The organism is Vibrio stylophorae, from assembly GCF_921293875.1.
In the GTDB taxonomy this organism is placed as follows: domain Bacteria; phylum Pseudomonadota; class Gammaproteobacteria; order Enterobacterales; family Vibrionaceae; genus Vibrio_A; species Vibrio_A stylophorae.
On record NZ_CAKLDI010000001.1, the window covers coordinates 820365 to 834570 of the forward strand.

The following is a 14206-nucleotide window of genomic DNA, read 5'->3' on the forward strand; positions in this document are numbered from 1 at the left end:
GATGAACTTGGAGCGTTCCGAGCGCCTTGAAATTCCAGTTCTACCGCTGCGCGACGTAGTGGTATATCCGCACATGGTGATCCCATTATTTGTTGGACGTGAGCGTTCAATCCGCTGTCTCGAAGCGGCCATGGACAACAACAAGCAGATTCTATTGGTGGCGCAAAAAGATGCGGCGACCGATGAGCCGAGTGTTCAAGACCTCTATAACATTGGTACTGTGGCAACAATTTTACAATTGCTCAAATTGCCTGATGGTACCGTCAAAGTCCTTGTCGAAGGCCAGCAACGTGCGCGCGTTGAACAGTTAGTGGATGACGAATTTTTCCACGCTGAAGCGCAATACCTTGAAACGCCACACCTTGATGTGCGTGAAGAAGAAGTCTTGGTACGCACCGCGATCAATCAGTTTGAAGGCTTTATTAAGCTCAATAAAAAGATCCCGCCTGAGGTATTGACCTCACTGAATGGGATTGAAGATGCCACGCGCCTTGCTGATACCATTGCAGCGCATATGCCGCTGAAATTAGAAGACAAGCAACAGGTACTAGAAATTATTCCTGTTGATGATCGCCTTGAATTTTTGATGGCGATGATGGAATCAGAAATCGATCTGCTGCAAGTGGAAAAGCGTATTCGCGGCCGCGTTAAAAAGCAGATGGAAAAAAGTCAGCGTGAGTATTATCTCAACGAGCAGATGAAGGCGATCCAAAAAGAGTTGGGTGAGCTTGAAGATGTGCCGGATGAGTTCGAGCAGCTGAAGCAAAAAATTGCTGATGCCAAAATGCCCGCTGAAGCCAAAGAAAAAACCGAGCAAGAGCTACAAAAGCTGAAGATGATGTCACCGATGTCAGCAGAAGCAACTGTGGTGCGCGGTTATATCGATTGGATGATCAGTGTGCCTTGGAATAAGCGTTCTAAGGTCAAAAAAGATATTGCTAAAGCGCAAGAGGTGCTTGATGCCGACCACTTTGGTTTAGAGCGTGTCAAAGAGCGCATTTTGGAATATTTGGCGGTGCAATCTCGCATCAATAAATTGAAAGGCCCAATTCTTTGTTTAGTTGGACCTCCAGGTGTGGGTAAAACCTCGCTGGGTCAGTCCATCGCCAAAGCCACGGGGCGTAAATATGTTCGTATGGCGCTTGGCGGCGTGCGTGATGAAGCTGAAATTCGTGGTCACCGCCGCACTTATATCGGTTCGATGCCAGGCAAGTTGATTCAAAAGATGGCAAAAGTGGAAGTGAAAAACCCACTGTTCCTGCTTGATGAAATCGACAAAATGTCATCGGATATGCGCGGCGATCCTGCATCAGCGCTGCTTGAAGTGTTGGATCCAGAGCAAAACAACAGCTTTAATGATCATTACCTTGAAGTGGATTACGATCTGTCGGATGTGATGTTTGTTGCCACTTCAAACTCAATGAACATTCCAGGACCATTGCTTGACCGTATGGAAGTGATTCGTCTGTCGGGTTACACCGAAGATGAAAAACTCAATATCGCCAAACGTCATTTGCTGCAAAAGCAGATTGAGCGTAATGGTTTGAAAGCTGGTGAAATTGAAGTTGATGATTCCGCAATTATGGGGATCATCCGCTACTACACCCGTGAAGCCGGTGTACGTGGTCTTGAGCGTGAAATCTCAAAGCTATGTCGTAAATCAGTGAAGAAAATTCTGCTCGACCGCGATTGTAAGCAAGTGGTGATTAACCAAGACAATCTGAAAGAATTCTTGGGTGTGCAGCGCTTTGATTATGGTAAAGCAGAAGAGAACAACCGCATTGGCCAAGTCGTCGGTTTGGCTTGGACTGAAGTGGGCGGCGATCTGTTGACCATTGAAACCCAATCTATGCCAGGTAAGGGTAAGCTTAGCTACACTGGCTCTTTGGGTGATGTGATGCAAGAGTCCATTCAAGCTGCGATGACTGTGGTTCGTAGTTACTCAGACAAGTGGGGCATCAACCCTGATTTTTATGAGAAACGCGATATTCACGTTCACGTACCTGAAGGTGCAACACCAAAAGATGGCCCAAGTGCTGGTATTGCGATGTGCACTGCATTGGTTTCTAGCCTCACAGGGAACCCTGTGCGCGCAGATGTGGCGATGACTGGTGAGATTACCCTGCGCGGTGAAGTGCTGCCGATTGGTGGTTTGAAAGAGAAATTGCTCGCAGCGCATCGCGGCGGTATTAAAACCGTGCTGATTCCTAAAGAGAACGAACGTGATCTAGAAGAGATTCCTGACAACGTGATTGCTGATCTCGATGTGCGTCCGGTGCGTTGGATTGATGAAGTTCTTGCCGTGGCACTTCAGGAAAATCCTTCAGGTATGGCAGTAGTGAATACCTAAAAGAGTGACATGCAGCAAAAATAAACAAGGAAATCACGCTGGCAAGCCCTAAAAAGCTTGTCAGCTTTTTTTTTGCCAGCTAACGTATGATTCGAAAGCGCCAGCCCAGATAAACTGCGGCTTGGGGCGATAACAGAGGTTTCTCTGTGCTGTAACAAAAATCTAAATAATCTGATGTCCCAAGTGCAAACAAAGGGGCGTCGTTAAAGGGGATGAAAGAGTGAATAAATCACAACTAGTCGACAAAATTGCAGCAGACGCAGATATTTCTAAAGCAGCAGCGGGCCGTGCCCTCGATGCATTCATTGGTGCGGTAACTGAGACCCTTAAGAGCGGTGATCAAGTTGCTTTGGTTGGTTTCGGTACTTTCTCAGTACGTGAGCGTGCAGCTCGCACTGGCCGTAACCCACAAACTGGTGCGGAAATCCAAATCGCAGCAGCAAAAGTACCAGGCTTCAAAGCTGGTAAAGCACTAAAAGACGCTGTTAACTAAGATTGGTTTTTACCGAGGCCATTTTGAGGCTTACCCCCCAAAATGACACGAAAGGTAAAAAAACCGAACAAAATAACAGCAAAGCGCATTGTTTCAATGCGCTTTTTTTTTGCTTTTAGTGTTGATGTGGTTATAGTTATTTTCTTTTATCGTCAGCCCGAATAGGAGACACGGCAAGTGATGATGGACCGACTTCGAGAAGGTGCCAATAGCCTGGTCATTAAGATTATTTTAGGCCTAATTATTCTGTCCTTTGTTTTTACAGGGGTTCAGGGCTATCTCTCAAGCAATATCAATACCGCTGTCGCCAATGTTGGCAGCCAAGAAATTAGTCAAGAATCGCTGAAGCGTGCTGTTGATGCAGAAACGCAGCGTTTAGAGCAAGAACAACCAGCGCTCGCACAAGCGATTCAATCCAATGAAGAATATCGCCAATCATTTACGCTTGATGTGCTCAATCGAATGATCAATGACTCGGTGATTGATGCAACAGCGCAACGCATGGGCTTCCGCTTTAGCGATGCGCAGGTGGTTGCGTTTATTCGTAACGATCCAAATTTCCAAAAAGATGGCAAATTTGATCTTGATTGGTACAAGCTGCTGCTTCGCAATAACCAAATCACCATGGATCAACATGTTGTGATGGTGCGTAACCAGCTGGCCCGCCAAGCTCTGATTATGGGTATTCTGGACTCTGAATTCGTATTGCCATCTGAAGTGGATGAGCTGCTTGCGTTGCAAACACAAGTTCGCAAAGTGCGTGTTGCAAGCATGCCGTTGGCGCCGTTTATTGCGAATGCCGAAATTTCTGAAGCGCAAATCAAGCAGTACTATGACGCAAACAGCATGCGTTATATGACGCCTGAGCAATATCAAATTGCCTATGTGCAGCTTTCTGCGGCTAATCTAAGCAAAGATGTCACCATTACCGATGAAGCGGTTGAAAGCTACTATCAAGCCAACCTAAATCGCTACACTGCGCCTTCTGGTCGTGAAGTGAGCCAAATCTTGGTACTTGGTACAAGTGATGATGCCAAAGCAAAAGCGCAAGCGATTTTAGATGAAATCAAAGCGGGCGCAGATTTTGCCACTGTTGCCAAAGACAAATCGGAAGATGCATTGTCAGCAAGCCAAGGCGGCTCGATTGGCAAAGTGGATCAAGGCGTTCTAGAGCAAAGCTTTGACCAAGCAGTATTTGGTATGGCCGCTGCCGGTCTTTATCCTGAGCTTGTGCAAACCAGCCAAGGCTTCCACATTGTGCAAGTTGATAGCATTGAACCTGCGCAAGTGAAACCACTTGCTGAAGTGAAATCCAGCATCGTTGCTGCATTGAAACAAGAAGCCGCGGTGGATCGCTACTATGAGCTTCAAAACGAGCTCGCCAATGTGGCCCATGAAAATGACGATCTAGAGCCTGTTGCGAAAGCCTTGGGTCTTGAGATTGTCACAACGCCTGTGTTTGTTGCCGGTCAAGCGCCAGCACCGTTAGATAACGCAAAAATCAGCGCCGCATTGAATGATGATCAGCAGCTTCGCGAAGGTCAATTTAACTCTCAGTTGATTGAGCTAAGCGGTGAAAATGCGATTGTATTCCATGTAGTTGAATACAAACCTGAAGCGCAGCTTCCATTGGCTGATGTTGAAAATGATATCGTTGCAACACTCTCTCGTGAGAAGGGCGTTGAAGCGGCAAACAACAAAGCGTCTGAGCTTGTGAAAGCCTTGACTGAGAAAGGTGATGCAGCGCTAGCAGCAGACAAGCTGACTTTTGCGCCAGAGCAAAGCTTAACGCGCATGGACCAAAATCAAGTCTTGGTCAACCGCGTCTTTACCCTTGCGAAACCACAAGCTGGTAAAGCAACCTATGGTTACGTCGTGTCTGGCGATCAAATCTTGGTTGTGGCATTGGATGGGGTTGAGCCAGGTCAAGCGGCAGACTTTATGAAAGTGCCAATGACTGAAAATCTGATGCAAATGGAAAGTCAGCAAGACTTTGCAGCTTCAGTTGGTGTGATGCGCGCACATACTGATGTCGATATCAATGAGTCATATGTTGCGCCAAGCAACGAATAACTGTAATTGAGTTGTTACTCGGCGAGCCCATTGTATGGTGCTCGCCGTTTTTTTAGGCTGCAATTGACCAGTTTTCTGGCGAACTTATCGTGCTGTCTTAGGTTTTAAGTTCACTCAAAAAACCAAAAGGAAGAGAACGATGAAATTATTGCTCAGCTGTTTAAGTCTGATGGCCGCACTTTGGCTGCTTCCAGTTCAAGCGGAAAGCACTGACAATCAAGTGCAAGCTGAAGAAGCCTTCGCCATTCAAGTGAATATCAATACAGCGACGGCAGAAGAGTTGGAAACATTGCTGACAGGCATTGGTGAAACCAAAGCTAAGCGAATCGTTGAATATCGACAAGCCAATGGCGATTTTCAGTCTGTCGATGATTTGGTGAAGGTTAAAGGGATTGGTGTCGCGACGGTGAATAAAAATCGTGACAAGCTAACCTATTAACCTCAATCTCTCTTGGCTTCGGTTTTGGCATTGATATTGCGATAGTGTTGATAAGCGAGCGCGACCAAGCCAAAACCAAGTCCCAGCAGCGCACCGCGAAGGTGCGCTATGGTCAATATATGGGCGCCAATAAGAGCGGCACTTCCCCAATCAAAGTTGTAACACTGCTCTGCTATCATCTTCAGGCTGATTGCCGCGAGCATTCCCCAGCCTTGCCAGCGCATTTTCGGTGTTGCGCAGTCTTGCACGGCGCCGTAGCTCGCCATACCATGCAGCACGCCAGAAAGTCCTAAATAGCGCGTGATTTGGCTGTCCAGCATCCATAGGCCCAAAGCAAAAGACAAAAGCAACAGCAGCACGCTCAGTCGCCAGTGGTGTAAATAACGTCCGTAGATGCCAGTTAGCAGCCACAGCGCGGCGAGATTCATTGTCAAATGCGCCCAATTGGTATGGCCAAAGTTGCCTGTGACTAAGCGCCAGTATTGGCCATCATGGATGGCTTGCTGTTGCCACTCGATTTGAGGTAAAAGAGCAGGCCACTGACAGAGCAAACAGATCAGCGTGATCGCAATTAACTGAAGATAAAGAGTCACTGAATCTCTATGAGTCGATATTGTGCTGCTTGCCATAAAGCGAAAACATCCTGTATTTGTACTTGGATCCAACCGGATCAAAGTCGAGCGCGAGTGATTATTCTACAGCACCCCAGTGAAGGGACAAAGCCATTGGGCAGTGCGGTGATTGCATCGCTAACCCTGAACAATTGTGAGATTTGGCAAGGTGAGAACTTTAGCGACGATGCGCGATTTCTTAAATTGCTCGCAGAGTTTCAGGCTGCGCAATGTGAGCTCGCGCTGCTGTTTCCCTCTGAGCAGGCTCAAACGCTTGCGCAGTGGCAACATGGGATGGATGTTTCATCTCTTGATCAAAAGACAGGCACGCTGGCGCGAGATAAAGTGCTGTTGGTGCTTGATGGTACATGGAAAAAGGCAAAAAAAATCTGGTTTTTGACGCCGCAGCTACAGGCGCTGCCACAGGTTTGTCTCACTGAGCCACCACAAGGCGAGTACCTGATTCGAAAATCGCCGCGCAGCGATGGGCTATCGACCATTGAGGCGATTGCCTATGCATTGCAAGAGCTCGGTGAAAAGCAGGCGATGTGTGAGCAAATGTTGCAGGTGTTTCGACAAATGATTGCAGCGCAATGCGCGCATATGCCAGCGGATGTGTTAGCGCGATATCAGAGCAAAGGATAAAACCCATTATTGATAAAACCTAGGTAGAAAGCTTGCGCTGCAATGGTTTATGAAATGGTTTACAAAGTGAAACAATGCGGCATTGATAATGCATCTTCTTTGTGACTAATATGCCCAAAACTGAGTCAGGAAGTGCATATGCCGTTACCCGCAGTACAAGGATGGATTTCGCGAATAATTCTACTCACCATCGCGTGGTTGAGTTTGTTGCTCGGCGCCATCGGCATTTTTTTACCCCTGCTTCCAACCACGCCCTTCGTTATTTTAGCCAGCGCCTGTTTTATGCGCGCGTCACCAAAGTTAAACCGCTGGTTATTAGCGCACCCCAAATTTGGCCCGCTACTCAATGCTTGGCATACCCACCGCGCCATTCCCGCCAAGGTCAAGCCACGCGCCATTGCGCTTATTGTGCTGAGTTTTAGCTGGTCTATCTATATGTTGGATGGATTGTTGCTACGAATTTTGGTGTTTACTATGGGCTGTATTTTACTTTGCTGGTTTTGTCGGCTGCCGACACTTGAGAACATTGCCGCCAAGAGCGAAAACCCCTAAACTAATCGGCTGGTTTCCGCACCTTTGTGCACAATAATCAAATAGGCATAAATGCCTTGGACACAGCCATGACAGAACAACAGAACCTGATCAAAGAGAGCATCAAAACCATTCCTGATTACCCAAAGGCGGGCATCCTATTTCGTGATGTCACCAGCTTGCTTGAGCAACCTGAAGCCTTTAAAGCAACCATCGATAGCTTTATCGCTGCCTTTGCTGGCCGTGGTTTTACTAAGGTTGTTGGTACTGAGTCTCGCGGTTTTATTTTTGGTGCGCCACTTGCTTTGGCACTGAACCTGCCATTTGTTCCTGTTCGCAAGCCTGGCAAATTGCCACGTGAAGTGATCTCACAAAGCTATCAGCTTGAGTACGGTACTGACACCCTTGAAATCCACAAAGACGCCATCGTTGCAGGGGACAATGTCCTTGTCATCGATGACCTTCTGGCTACTGGCGGTACCATCGAAGCGACAGTCAAACTGATTCGCCAATTGGGCGGTGAAGTGACAGATGCTGGCTTTGTTATCAACCTGCCGGACATCGGCGGTGAAGAGAAGCTGAAAGGTCTGGGTGTGACCAGCACTTGTTTGTGCAGCTTTGAAGGCCATTAATGTTCAATCAGCGCTCTTTCGAGAGCGCTTTGGTTCACTTGGCATAGGAAAGGGTCAATGAGTTATCAAGTATTAGCGCGAAAATGGCGTCCACACCGCTTTGAACAAGTGGTGGGGCAAAGCCATGTCCTTGGCGCGTTGTCCAATGCACTTGCGCAAAACCGACTACATCATGCTTACCTTTTCAGTGGTACGCGTGGCGTTGGTAAAACGACGATCGCCCGTATTCTTGCCAAGGGGTTGAACTGTGAGCAGGGTGTGACTGCCAATCCATGTGGCCAGTGTGCAACCTGTAAAGAGATCGATGAAGGTCGCTTTGTTGACCTGCTCGAGATCGATGCTGCATCTCGCACCAAAGTGGAAGATACCCGCGAGCTGCTTGATAACGTTCAGTACAAGCCAGCGCGAGGCCGTTACAAGGTGTATCTCATCGATGAGGTGCACATGTTGTCTCGCCACAGTTTTAATGCGCTACTCAAAACCCTTGAAGAGCCGCCCGAGTATGTGAAGTTTTTGCTGGCTACCACAGATCCACAAAAACTGCCGATTACGATTTTATCTCGCTGTCTGCAATTTCATCTAAAGCATCTATCGCGTGAGCAGATTGAAGCGCAGCTCAATCATGTTTTAAGTGCGGAACAGATTCCATTTGAGCCACGCGCGCTCAGCTTATTAGCTCGCGCTGCCGATGGCAGTATGCGTGATGCCCTGAGCCTAACTGACCAAGCTATTGCGCTGGGTAATGCGCAGGTCTCAGACCAAGTGGTGAGCACCATGCTTGGCACTTTGGACACTGATCAAGCGCTTCATCTTTTGCAGCCTGTCGCCAGTGGCGATGCGGCCGCGGTGATGGAACAGCTCGATGAGATTGCCAGCGTTGGTGTGGAGTGGGATGCGCTGCTTAAAGAGATTGCTGCTCAGCTTCATCGCATTGCGATGCTGCAAGCGCTGCCCAATGCCATTGAAAGTGGTGAGCCTGATTTTGAGCGTTTAAATCTGTTAGCCAAAGCACTGACGCCGCAAGAGGTGCAGCTTTTCTATCAGCTGATTTTACAAGGCCGTCAAGATTTCGCATTTGCTCCTGATGGACGCAGTGGCGTGGAAATGACTTTGCTGCGCATGTTGGCGTTTCGCCCTGCGGCTGCAGAGCCTGCGCCTTTCCAACAGTTGGCCTCTGCACCGGTAGCTACGCAAGCTGCTGCGCCACAATCAGTGGCGGCTAAGCCTTCTGTATTAAGTACACCAAGCGCTCAAACATCACCTTCTCCAGTGATGCCCGTGCAAGCTGCGACTGCCGTGCCAACGCAACCAGTTGTAGCGCAGCCAACAGCTGCGCAACCTGCCGCAAAATCGGCGCCGGGGATGATGGCTGCAAAAGCAATGTTGACCAATACAGCGCCGCAGGCACGCCCAGCATCGTCACAAGCTGAGCTAAATCAGCTTAAGTCGAGCCAGCCTGCACCGCAAGCGCCCGTGGATCCAGAGCAAGCGGCGATGGATGCCTACTATGCTGAAATGGCATCGCGCGATGATGACAGTGAGGATGATTTGGTTCATGGCGGATCTTCTTCATCGGCGCCTTCATCCGCATCGTCAGTCGCGCAACATTCAGTTGAACAACCTTTAGTTGATCAAGCCTCAGTTGCTCAGCCTGCTGTTGAGCAACATTCTATTGATCAAACAAAGGCACCAACGCAAGGTTCGCGTGCAGCCAGTATTATTCAGGCGCGTAACCGTCTGCGCAGTCAGATGAAAGCGCAGCAAGGGGAAAGCGCCCCAGTAAAAAAGACTAATGCGACGCCAGTAAAAAAAGAGAGTGTGCTTGAACGTGTGCAGCAAAAATCGCCGCACGGCTCGCCTGCTCCTCTGGTGTCGCACAATGCCAATGACGCGCAAGCTGATGCCGCTGCCGATGAAGAATATCGCTGGACGCCAAGCGATCACTATCATAGTTTGATCCAAGAGCAAGCCGAGCAAATCTCGCCGCAGCAGCTAAAAGCTGAGCTTGAGCATGAAAAAACGCCAGAGATGCAGCATCAGCTCGCTCTTGAGGCCGCAGAGCAAGATGCTTGGTCGGCAATGATTCTCCAGCTGTCGATTCCAATGTTGGTGCAACAGTTGGCGCTGAATGCCGCCTTTGAGCAGCAGGATCAGCAAGTGCGCTTAGCACTGCGCTCATCACAAGCGCACCTCAATACAGAGCGTGCCGTACAAGCGCTAACCAAAGCGATGCGTGAGTACTTACAGCAGCCCATTGAGCTGCGTGTTGGCATTGATGATAGCCGAGGACAAACGCCGCTTGAACTGCGCGAGTCCATCTATCAGCACAAATTACAACAAGCCAAAGCGAGTATCTATGCAGACTCGCTGGTGCAGGCGATCTGCTCGCGTTTTGATGCGAATGTGGATGACGCCAGCATTCGTCCGCTATAAGATTGCAACAACTTTAACGAAAGAGAGAACGATTATGTTTGGTAAAGGTGGTATGGGTAACCTAATGAAGCAAGCGCAACAAATGCAAGAGCGCATGCAAAAGCTTCAAGAAGAGATTGCCAATATGGAAGTTGTGGGTGAGTCAGGTGCGGGTCTTGTTAAAGTGACCATTACCGGTAGCCACAGCGTTCGCCGCGTTGAGATTGATGAAAGCTTGCTTGAAGATGACAAAGAGATGCTTGAAGATCTAATCGCTGCAGCCTTTAACGATGCAGCGCGCCGTGTTGAAGAAACCCAAAAAGAAAAAATGGGTGCAATCACTGGCGGTATGGGCCTGCCAGCTGGCTTTAAAATGCCATTCTAATCAATGCGCAGTAGCCCATTATTAAGTCAACTGATGGAAGCGCTGCGCTGTTTGCCTGGGGTTGGTCCCAAGTCAGCACAGCGCATGGCCTTTCATCTTTTGCAGCGTGATCGTAGCGGTGGTTTAAAGCTCGCAGATGCGTTGCAACAAGCGATGACAGAAATAGGTCATTGCCAAACTTGCCGAACCTTTACTGAGCTTGAGCAGTGTGCCATTTGCAGTAACAGCAAACGTGGTGAAAGCGCGCAGCTTTGCGTGGTGGAAAGCGCGGCTGATATTGCAGCGGTGGAGATGACAGGCCAATATTCTGGCCGTTATTTTGTGCTCAATGGGCACCTCTCGCCGATTGATGGTATTGGTCCTTCGGATATCGGTTTGGATCTGCTGTCTGAGCGCTTGGCCAATGAAAGGATTAGCGAAGTGATTTTAGCCACCAACCCAACGGTGGAAGGTGAAACCACGGCGCACTATATTGCCGATCTCTGCCGTCAATATGAGGTCACGGCAACACGTATTGCCCATGGCGTTCCCATCGGTGGTGAGCTTGATTTGGTCGACGGCACCACCTTGTCGCACTCCTTTGCAGGGCGACATCGTTTGTCTTAGACATATTTTGATGTGAAAAAGCGGCTTTGAGCCGCTTTTTTTATGGGCGTTGCTCGGCCATGGTCGTGGTCGCAGCGTTTCAATGGCACGAAAAACAAAAAAATTTCACCCAAGGCGTTGAAACTCTCGCGCTCGCCCATATCTCTACTGCAATACAACGATATTCAATGATGAATTGGAGTGAATAAATGAGCGAACAAGCGCAAGCGGTTAACAACCAAGAAACCCGTGGCTTTCAATCTGAAGTGAAGCAGTTGCTGCACTTGATGATTCATTCTCTTTATTCCAACAAAGAGATCTTTTTGCGTGAGCTGATTTCAAACGCCTCAGATGCGGCGGATAAATTACGTTTTCAAGCGCTTTCAAACCCTAATATCTACAACGGTGACGGCGAGCTGCGCGTTCGTTTGTCTGTGGATGCAGATAAAGGCACCTTGACCATTAGCGATAATGGTATCGGCATGACCCGCGAAGATGCGATTTCTCATCTAGGTACCATTGCCAAATCAGGAACGGCTGACTTTTTTGCTAAATTGGGTCAAGACGAAAGCAAAGACTCACAACTGATTGGTCAGTTTGGTGTGGGTTTCTACTCAGCCTTTATCGTTGCCGATAAAGTGGTAGTTCGTTCACGCTCTGTGGATGTTGCCGCAGACCAAGGGGTTCAGTGGGAATCACAAGGCGAAGGTGATTACACCGTTGCCACCATTACCAAAGAAACCCGTGGTACCGAAATCGAATTGCATTTGCGTGATGATGAAAAAGAGTTTTTGGACGAATGGCGTCTGCGCTCTATCGTTGGCAAATACTCTGATCATATCTCGATTCCGGTGGAAATCTTGACCCCTGAGCGTGATGACGAAGGGAAAGAAACCGGCGAGTCAAAATGGGAGATGATCAACAAAGCGCAAGCCCTTTGGACACGTAACAAAGCGGATATCAGCGACGAAGAGTTTAAAGAGTTCTATAAGCACATCAGCCATGATTTTGCTGAGCCGCTGAAATGGAGCCTTAACCGCGTTGAAGGTAAACAAGACTACACCAGCTTGTTGTATATTCCGTCTAAAGCGCCTTGGGATCTCTTTAACCGCGATCAAAAGCAGGGTTTGAAACTGTATGTTCAGCGCGTCTTTATCATGGATGATGCTGAGCAGTTTATGCCAAGTTACCTGCGCTTTACCCGTGGTTTGATTGACTCAAACGATTTGCCATTGAACGTGTCGCGCGAAATTTTGCAAGACAACAAAGTGACACAAGCGCTGCGTGGTGCCTGCACCAAACGTGTGCTTAGCATGCTTGAGCGCATGGCCAACAATGAGCCAGAGCAATACGCGACCTTCTGGAAAGAGTTTGGTCTGGTGCTTAAAGAAGGTCCTGCGGAAGATCACAGCAATCGCGAGAAAATTGCGAGTCTGCTTCGTTTTGCATCAACACATAACGATGACAATAGCCAGAACGTATCGCTGTCTGCTTATCTTGAGCGCGCGAAAGAAGGCCAAGATAAGATCTACTACATCACAGCAGATAGCTATGCCGCTGCGAAAAACAGCCCACACTTGGAGCAGTTTAAAGCCAAAGGCATTGAAGTCTTGCTGCTTTCCGATCGCATCGATGAGTGGATGATGAGCTACTTGCCTGAGTTTGATGGCAAAGCATTCCAATCAATCAGCAAAGCCGATATCGATCTGGGTCAGTTTGATAGCGAAGAGGAAAAAGCGCAGCACAAAGAAGCTGAAGAGACTTTTGCTTCTGTGCTTGAGCGCACCAAAACCTATTTGGGCGATCGCGTGAAAGATGTGCGTACCACCTTTAAACTATCAAACACCCCTGCGATTGTGGTGACCGATGGCGAAGAGATGACCACGCAAATGGCTAAATTGATGGCGGCTGTGGGTCAGCAAGCGCCTGAGGTGAAATACATCTTCGAACTGAACCCTGAGCACGCACTGATCAAACAGATGGCTGATGAAGCGGATGAAGTTCGCTTTGGTCGCTGGGTTGAGATGTTGCTGGGCCAAGCGCTTCTTGCGGAAAAAGGTTCGCTTGAGGACCCATCGCAGTTCTTGGCGGCGATGAACCAGCTGCTTGAAACAGCTTAAGGCGTTCAATGAAAGCATTCTATTTCTCAGCCAGTACTAGGTGATTGCTGCGTTTATTTGGCAAAAATGTCGCGAATAGCTGAGAAATGAATGCGAAGGATATGAAAACGTTCAAGCCTGACTCGATCAGGCTTGAATGCATTTTACAAGCGGTGTATGTTGCACCGCATTCAACTAAATTTTGAGAAAGGGGATGACCATGCGCATCATTCTGCTCGGTGCACCAGGCGCCGGTAAAGGAACACAAGCACAATTTATTATGGACAAATACGGTATTCCACAAATCTCCACAGGCGATATGCTTCGTGCGGCGATTAAAGCGGGTACTGAGCTTGGTCTGAAAGCAAAAGCTGTGATTGATGCAGGTCAGCTTGTTTCTGACGACATCATTCTTGGTCTTGTAAAAGAGCGTATCGCACAAGAAGATTGTGCAAAAGGCTTCCTATTGGATGGTTTCCCACGCACTTTGCCACAAGCTGATGGCCTAAAAGAGATCGGTGTTGATATCGATTACGTGCTTGAGTTTGACGTTGCTGATGCAGTGATCGTTGAGCGTATGGCTGGTCGTCGTGCGCACCTTCCTTCAGGTCGTACTTACCACGTGGTTTACAACCCACCAAAAGTGGAAGGTAAAGATGACGTGACTGGCGAAGATCTTGTTGTTCGTGATGACGACAAAGAAGAAACTGTACGTGCACGTCTTGGTGTTTACCATGACCAAACCAAACCGCTCATCGCTTACTACGGTAAAGCAGCTGAAGCTGGCGAAACCAAGTACTTCAAATTGGATGGTACACAAACTGTTGAAGCAGTAAGCCAAGAGCTTGCTAAAATCTTGGGTTAATCGCTCGCGATTTATCCTTTGATTGTAACGGTTTAAAATTGTCATTAAAAAGCAGGCCAAGGCCTGCTTTTTTTATGTCGATTGCA

The 14206-nt window shown here is 48.3% G+C and carries 13 protein-coding genes; 12 read left to right on the top strand and 1 reads right to left on the bottom strand.

Features of this window, described 5'->3' with window-relative positions; all coding sequences use genetic code 11:
• The first annotated feature begins 1 nt into the window (after position 1).
• From lon to L9P36_RS03795, 4 genes are all read left to right on the top strand, one after another.
• Positions 2 to 2350 (top strand): endopeptidase La, encoded by a 2349-nt coding sequence (lon, locus tag L9P36_RS03780; protein ID WP_237467848.1) that lies wholly within the window; start codon positions 2 to 4, stop codon positions 2348 to 2350.
• Between the two features lie 220 nt (positions 2351 to 2570).
• A complete protein-coding gene (hupB, locus tag L9P36_RS03785; protein ID WP_237465066.1) occupies positions 2571 to 2843 on the top strand; it encodes a nucleoid-associated protein HU-beta in 273 nt (90 codons plus the stop codon).
• Positions 2844 to 3023: 180 nt separating this feature from the next.
• Positions 3024 to 4916, top strand: a complete 1893-nt coding sequence (locus L9P36_RS03790; protein WP_237465068.1) for a SurA N-terminal domain-containing protein — start codon at positions 3024 to 3026, stop codon at positions 4914 to 4916.
• A gap of 139 nt (positions 4917 to 5055) precedes the next feature.
• On the top strand, positions 5056 to 5355 hold the full coding sequence (locus L9P36_RS03795) for a ComEA family DNA-binding protein (protein ID WP_237465069.1): 300 nt from the start codon (positions 5056 to 5058) through the stop codon (positions 5353 to 5355).
• 2 nt (positions 5356 to 5357) lie between these two features.
• On the opposite strand, the gene rrtA is transcribed toward L9P36_RS03795, so the two are convergent.
• A complete protein-coding gene (gene rrtA / locus L9P36_RS03800) occupies positions 5358 to 5948 on the bottom strand; it encodes a rhombosortase (protein ID WP_237465070.1) in 591 nt (196 codons plus the stop codon).
• A gap of 9 nt (positions 5949 to 5957) precedes the next feature.
• On the opposite strand from rrtA, the gene L9P36_RS03805 reads away from it, so the two are divergent.
• The 8 genes from L9P36_RS03805 (at position 5958) to adk (ending at position 14120) form a co-directional block, all read left to right on the top strand.
• Positions 5958 to 6611, top strand: a complete 654-nt coding sequence (locus tag L9P36_RS03805; protein WP_237465071.1) for a tRNA-uridine aminocarboxypropyltransferase — start codon at positions 5958 to 5960, stop codon at positions 6609 to 6611.
• Positions 6612 to 6749: 138 nt separating this feature from the next.
• Positions 6750 to 7163 carry a YbaN family protein gene (locus L9P36_RS03810; RefSeq protein ID WP_237465072.1) on the top strand — a complete coding sequence of 138 codons (414 nt, stop codon included), beginning with the start codon at positions 6750 to 6752 and terminating at the stop codon, positions 7161 to 7163.
• A gap of 68 nt (positions 7164 to 7231) precedes the next feature.
• A complete protein-coding gene (gene apt / locus L9P36_RS03815) occupies positions 7232 to 7774 on the top strand; it encodes an adenine phosphoribosyltransferase (protein WP_237465073.1) in 543 nt (180 codons plus the stop codon).
• A 57-nt stretch (positions 7775 to 7831) separates the two neighbouring features.
• Positions 7832 to 10207, top strand: coding sequence for a DNA polymerase III subunit gamma/tau (gene dnaX / locus L9P36_RS03820; RefSeq protein WP_237465074.1), 2376 nt, complete (start codon positions 7832 to 7834; stop codon positions 10205 to 10207).
• Between the two features lie 34 nt (positions 10208 to 10241).
• Positions 10242 to 10571: a YbaB/EbfC family nucleoid-associated protein gene (locus L9P36_RS03825; RefSeq protein WP_237465075.1), complete on the top strand. Its 330-nt coding sequence runs from the start codon at positions 10242 to 10244 to the stop codon at positions 10569 to 10571.
• A gap of 3 nt (positions 10572 to 10574) precedes the next feature.
• The gene (recR, locus tag L9P36_RS03830) at positions 10575 to 11177 is read left to right on the top strand and encodes a recombination mediator RecR (protein WP_237465076.1); all 603 of its coding nucleotides are present in this window, start codon (positions 10575 to 10577) and stop codon (positions 11175 to 11177) included.
• 188 nt (positions 11178 to 11365) lie between these two features.
• Positions 11366 to 13276: a molecular chaperone HtpG gene (gene htpG, locus L9P36_RS03835; RefSeq protein ID WP_237465078.1), complete on the top strand. Its 1911-nt coding sequence runs from the start codon at positions 11366 to 11368 to the stop codon at positions 13274 to 13276.
• Between the two features lie 199 nt (positions 13277 to 13475).
• Entirely contained in the window at positions 13476 to 14120 is a 645-nt protein-coding gene (adk, locus tag L9P36_RS03840; RefSeq protein ID WP_237465080.1) for an adenylate kinase, read from the top strand.
• Positions 14121 to 14206 lie beyond the last annotated feature (86 nt).

Coding starts and splice junctions, on each gene's coding strand:
- lon (WP_237467848.1), top strand. CDS start 2: ATGAACTTGGAGCGTTCCGAGCGCCTTGAAATTCCAGTTCTACCGCTG.
- L9P36_RS03790 (WP_237465068.1), top strand. CDS start 3,024: ATGATGGACCGACTTCGAGAAGGTGCCAATAGCCTGGTCATTAAGATT.
- L9P36_RS03795 (WP_237465069.1), top strand. CDS start 5,056: ATGAAATTATTGCTCAGCTGTTTAAGTCTGATGGCCGCACTTTGGCTG.
- L9P36_RS03805 (WP_237465071.1), top strand. CDS start 5,958: ATGAGTCGATATTGTGCTGCTTGCCATAAAGCGAAAACATCCTGTATT.
- L9P36_RS03810 (WP_237465072.1), top strand. CDS start 6,750: ATGCCGTTACCCGCAGTACAAGGATGGATTTCGCGAATAATTCTACTC.
- apt (WP_237465073.1), top strand. CDS start 7,232: ATGACAGAACAACAGAACCTGATCAAAGAGAGCATCAAAACCATTCCT.
- dnaX (WP_237465074.1), top strand. CDS start 7,832: ATGAGTTATCAAGTATTAGCGCGAAAATGGCGTCCACACCGCTTTGAA.
- L9P36_RS03825 (WP_237465075.1), top strand. CDS start 10,242: ATGTTTGGTAAAGGTGGTATGGGTAACCTAATGAAGCAAGCGCAACAA.
- recR (WP_237465076.1), top strand. CDS start 10,575: ATGCGCAGTAGCCCATTATTAAGTCAACTGATGGAAGCGCTGCGCTGT.
- htpG (WP_237465078.1), top strand. CDS start 11,366: ATGAGCGAACAAGCGCAAGCGGTTAACAACCAAGAAACCCGTGGCTTT.
- adk (WP_237465080.1), top strand. CDS start 13,476: ATGCGCATCATTCTGCTCGGTGCACCAGGCGCCGGTAAAGGAACACAA.